This is a genomic window from Vibrio sp. M250220, from assembly GCF_036533795.1.
Lineage (GTDB): Bacteria > Pseudomonadota > Gammaproteobacteria > Enterobacterales > Vibrionaceae > Vibrio.
In genome coordinates, this window is the sequence record NZ_JATABI010000089.1 from 1 (window position 1) to 4,183 (window position 4,183).

At 42.4% G+C, this 4,183-nt stretch carries 6 protein-coding genes and 1 pseudogene; 6 read left to right on the forward strand and 1 reads right to left on the reverse strand.

The genetic code is table 11. From position 1 onward, the window contains the following. Nucleotides 1-179: 179 nt before the first annotated feature. The 3 genes from QTN94_RS19140 (at nucleotide 180) to QTN94_RS19150 (ending at nucleotide 1,471) form a co-directional block, all read left to right on the forward strand. Nucleotides 180-308, forward strand: a complete 129-nt coding sequence (locus QTN94_RS19140) for a hypothetical protein (RefSeq protein WP_331428551.1) — start codon at nucleotides 180-182, stop codon at nucleotides 306-308. Beyond that, on the forward strand, nucleotides 283-759 hold the full coding sequence (locus QTN94_RS19145) for a hypothetical protein (RefSeq protein ID WP_331428552.1): 477 nt from the start codon (nucleotides 283-285) through the stop codon (nucleotides 757-759). The genes QTN94_RS19140 and QTN94_RS19145 overlap by 26 nt, the downstream gene beginning before the upstream one ends. Nucleotides 760-1,120: 361 nt before the next feature. Continuing rightward, nucleotides 1,121-1,471, forward strand: coding sequence for a hypothetical protein (locus QTN94_RS19150; RefSeq protein ID WP_331428553.1), 351 nt, complete (start codon nucleotides 1,121-1,123; stop codon nucleotides 1,469-1,471). A gap of 355 nt (nucleotides 1,472-1,826) precedes the next feature. Here QTN94_RS19150 and QTN94_RS19155 read toward each other — a convergent pair. Beyond that, nucleotides 1,827-2,189, reverse strand: a pseudogene (locus QTN94_RS19155) (ISAs1 family transposase); the annotation flags it as partial. 88 nt (nucleotides 2,190-2,277) lie between these two features. On the opposite strand from QTN94_RS19155, the gene tnpA reads away from it, so the two are divergent. The 3 genes from tnpA to tnpC form a co-directional block, all read left to right on the forward strand. Next, on the forward strand, nucleotides 2,278-2,589 hold the full coding sequence (gene tnpA / locus QTN94_RS19160) for an IS66 family insertion sequence element accessory protein TnpA (RefSeq protein ID WP_331428554.1): 312 nt from the start codon (nucleotides 2,278-2,280) through the stop codon (nucleotides 2,587-2,589). Then, nucleotides 2,586-2,939: an IS66 family insertion sequence element accessory protein TnpB gene (gene tnpB, locus QTN94_RS19165; RefSeq protein WP_274702605.1), complete on the forward strand. Its 354-nt coding sequence runs from the start codon at nucleotides 2,586-2,588 to the stop codon at nucleotides 2,937-2,939. The genes tnpA and tnpB overlap by 4 nt, the downstream gene beginning before the upstream one ends. Nucleotides 2,940-2,998: 59 nt before the next feature. Further along, on the forward strand, nucleotides 2,999-4,183 hold a 1,185-nt coding region (gene tnpC / locus QTN94_RS19170; protein WP_331428555.1), incomplete at its 3' end, for an IS66 family transposase.

Genomic DNA, 4,183 nt, shown 5'->3' on the forward strand with positions numbered 1-4,183 from the left:
TGTAGTCATGATTTACCCTCCTTGTTCTGTTGGATAAGAGTGAGTGAAGAAACATCACAAGAAAACAGGTAAAGTGAGAAAATTGCAGCGATGGGGGTAATGTATGTAATTGACTTGTCTGTTACTTTTTTATGGTGCCTGTCCTTATTAGTTTATTAGTTATGCTGAAGCAGACAGAGATGGAAGCAGGAAAAACGAGTGAGCAAGTGGACAAAGCTATTGATGCAATACATGACCGAAATATAAATGAGTTGAATATTTACACTAGGGAAGAATTAGAAGTTGAAAAGAAACTATCCAGTGATTAGTAAAGAGGACTTAATACCTTTGCTGGGGGAAAAAACAGGATCTTCTTTAATCTATAAGTTTGTAGCAGATTTGGTATGGCCCGTAATAGAAGAGGAAGTGATTCCTGGAGAAAAGTACTTGATATGCGACAAAGGAGGCTTTTCATTACTTTTTGAAGCTGATGAGTTAACTGCTGTACATTTATATTGTTCAGATAACGAAGATGGATACAGTAGCTATAACGGATGGGTAGGTGATGGTGTTATTGGATACGAAGTTAGTATAGAGGATATGATTAAGCTTCAAGGAACTCCTTCAAAAAGAGGAGGTGGGGAGCAAGGGTTTATGGGAATGCTCTCTTCACCTTGGTTAAGATATGATAAACCTGAATTTGTTATCCACTATACTTTTTCTGCGGATAGCTCGCATATTGTAAATGTAACATTAATGAGTATAAACAGCGCTCCTTAGGAAACGCTCTTAGCAACGAATATAATATTGATATGTCCAGTAGCGCGTGTAAAGCTGAAATTGCTTTAGCTCAAGAATCATATGGCTCGCAGGGTAACCGCATGAGTAGATAATTTGTAAACGAAAACCACTCTCTTTGTTAACTTGCTAAGAGTTGAGCAGCGTAAGTCGAGATTTATGCGGTCAAGAAACAAACAGGGATAAAAGAAAAGCACCTTCACACAACCATTTCACGGTTAATGATTTGTGAAATTTAACATTAATTCAACTCATGCGCTCGCCCTGATATGACTCGTTTGATGAAGGAATATTACCATTTGAAGATAGTGCTTATGGTAAAGAACGAGAGAGTATTGATGTAGTGCTAAAAGACCCTGATGGTATTAAGAGACAGGAAGATCAGGATTTCGTTGATAATTTACCTGCGAATGCTACCACTGCCATTGCAGGAGCATGTACAGTGTTAATGGCTGGAACTTGTGCAGGGGTTGCAGGAATTGGAGAAATTGCACTCGAAGGACTAGATTGGTTTACTTCAGGAAACAATGAAGCGCTTGTAAAACCTGCTACCGGGGCGATCGGTATTGGTATTTCAGAAAGTATTGAGAATATGAAGTTACCACCTAAATCTGAATTGATTTTACAAAGTGGAAATTATATATATGGTGTAATGTCAGCTAGCTTAGCTGACGAAGTAATTGAAGATGATTAATTATGAGTTCCAATAGAAGTTATTTTGGTTTTTACCAATGGTCTGGGTCATATTCAGTGTGTGTTTTTTTTCTTGTGTCTTTTATACTAAAATTAGAGTTTTGGTTTATCCCGGTTCCATTGTTTTTTTTGTTTTTTTATTTTAGAGGTGAAGAAATAAAACTGATTTTATCTAAAGACAATACGGCTAGAAAAATAATCATAGTTGTTACTTTTTTTGTTGCTTCTTCGACTATTTTTTCAGACTTTCTCGGAGTTATAGCCATGTTCTTTTCAGGTGTTTATATGGGTATAAAGTTTGTTAGTTTACATAAAAATTTGATTGGAGACATGTAGCAGGGCGACCGCATGAGTGTTTAATTTTTACCCACCGCGTTTAGGACGTCACTCAAGACCGCCTCTAGCATCGCTGTTTTCATCATACGACGCTTATGTTTTCCAACGATACTGAGTATAGTCGGCTCTGTGCCCAACATATTCAACCCTATATGGCGCAGGCAAGCTCGGTTTTCGACTCCGTGGTCTTTATAGATTTGGCAGGCATCCTCAGCCATCGTCACACCTAAGACCCAGTGCATTGACTCGATACTCCAGAGCTCCCTTACTGCGCTTGCCGCTTACTCCACACTCAATTGCTTTGGGCGGATGGAGTATCGATACTCTAGCTCTGCTACTTTGCCTTTATGGTAACGGAAGTTTTCCACCATACATAATGACCGATTTTAATGTAAGCGCGTCATAAACCCCGCATTCTAATCACCTAGCGCGAATAATAAGATCCAGTCTCCAGCCATAAGGAGATTTGAAATGGGAAAACGACGCACCAACCAAGAATGGCAAATGCTTATCGAGCAAGCTGAATCGAGTTCATTGTCAACGCTCGCATTTTGTAAGCTCAATGAACTCAATCCCTCAACGTTTTATGCTAAGCGCCAGAAACTCAATAAAACTGACGTATCTCTAGGCTTTATCCGAGCTGAAGTCGTCGAAAAGACGACCAAGTATCAAGCTCAGTTAGCGACAGCTAACATGATACTACTCGTCAATGATGTTGAGTTGAGCATTCCTCAAGGCACGCCAGCAGCCTATCTCGCTGAGCTTATCGGTGCGCTGTCATGAAACGCATGCTCAGTGCTCCCGAAATCTATCTCTATCGTAAAAGCGTCGATTTTAGAAAGTCTATCAACGGCCTGGCTGCGATTATCGAAAGTGACACCGACTTACCTGTAGGGAGTGGCGCACTGTTCCTGTTCACCAACAAACAGCGCGACAAAATCAAAGTGTTGTACTGGGATAAAACAGGCTTTGCTCTCTGGTATAAACGCCTCGAAAAAGCCAAGTACAAATGGCCTACAAAAGAGCAAAACGAAGTGTTTATCCTGACTCAATTCGAGCTTGAGAGACTGCTTTCAGGTTTCACGATTATCGGCCATAAACCCATTGAAATAAACGATTTTACAATGACTTAATCGATATTAAAGCCTTATCCACCAAGCATTCATGGCATGATTTAGGTATAATCAACGCCATGAAAAAGACGCCAAATATCAACCCAGAAAGTCAAGATGTTGCCGAGCTACAAGCGATGGTGAAAGCGCTGATGGCGTCAGAAATCCAATTGAAACAAGAACGCCAGTCGCTGCTTGAACAACTCAAACTTGCCTTCGACCGTCAGTTCGCTAAACGCTCGGAGGCGTTAAAGCCTTACAATGAATCCCAAGGTGACCTCTTCAACGAAGCGGAGTGTGAAGCTGCTAAAGAAGAAGCGGTTGACGTTGTCACAACGACCATCACAACGAAGAAACGCGGTAAACGCAGACCACTGCCAAAGAGCTTGCCTCGTGAAGTTATCGAACTTGATTTAGACGACGATGAAAAGCAGTGCACTTGCTGCCAACATAACCTGCATAAAATCGGTGAAGACCGTAGCGAGAAACTTGAGTTCACGCCAGCGGTACTCAAAGTGTTGGAATATGTTCGTCCTAAATATGCTTGCCGCCAATGCGAGCAAACAGAAGACAAAAACCACATCGCTCAAAAGCCAGCTCCGCAGAGCATTATCCCTAAAAGCTTCGCGACAGAAAGCTTACTGGCCAATATCATACTCGGTAAATATCAATACGCGATGCCACTGTATCGTCAAGAATCGCTGTTTACCCAGTCGGGTATCGAACTATCACGAACCACCATGGCAAGGTGGATTATCCAAGTCAGTAAGAAGTTTGCCCCGCTTTACGCGGCCTTAAAAACGCACCTACTCGAGCAAATAGTGGTTCAGGCGGATGAAACGCCGCTCAATGTGCTCAAGGAAGACAAGCAATGCTACATGTGGCTCTACTGCTCGGGCGCGGACTCGCCAGATGCCGCACTCCCTAATGTGAAAAACATCGTCTTGTATGACTATCAAAACAGTCGCGCGAGGGCGTGCCCTGTTGCCTTCTTGGGCAACTATGATGGCTATCTGCAAACCGATGGTTATGGTGCTTATGATGGGCTTCATCTCGTCACCAATGTCGGTTGCTTCGCGCATGCTCGGCGCAAGTTCATGGACGCGAAAAAGCTTCAAGGCAAAGGCAAGTCAGGTAAAGCGGATAAAGCGCTGGCCAAAATCCAGAAGCTTTATGGGATAGAATCACGCTTAAAAGGTGAGTCTGCTGAAAAACGAAGAGCAGAGCGTCAAACAGACGCCAAACCGATACTCGATGAGCTTTAC

What these genes read in the sequence shown, in the direction of transcription:
- tnpA (WP_331428554.1), top strand. Translation starts at nt 2,278, where the DNA reads ATGGGAAAACGACGCACCAACCAAGAATGGCAAATGCTTATCGAGCAA.
- tnpB (WP_274702605.1), top strand. Translation starts at nt 2,586, where the DNA reads ATGAAACGCATGCTCAGTGCTCCCGAAATCTATCTCTATCGTAAAAGC.
- QTN94_RS19140 (WP_331428551.1), top strand. Translation starts at nt 180, where the DNA reads ATGGAAGCAGGAAAAACGAGTGAGCAAGTGGACAAAGCTATTGATGCA.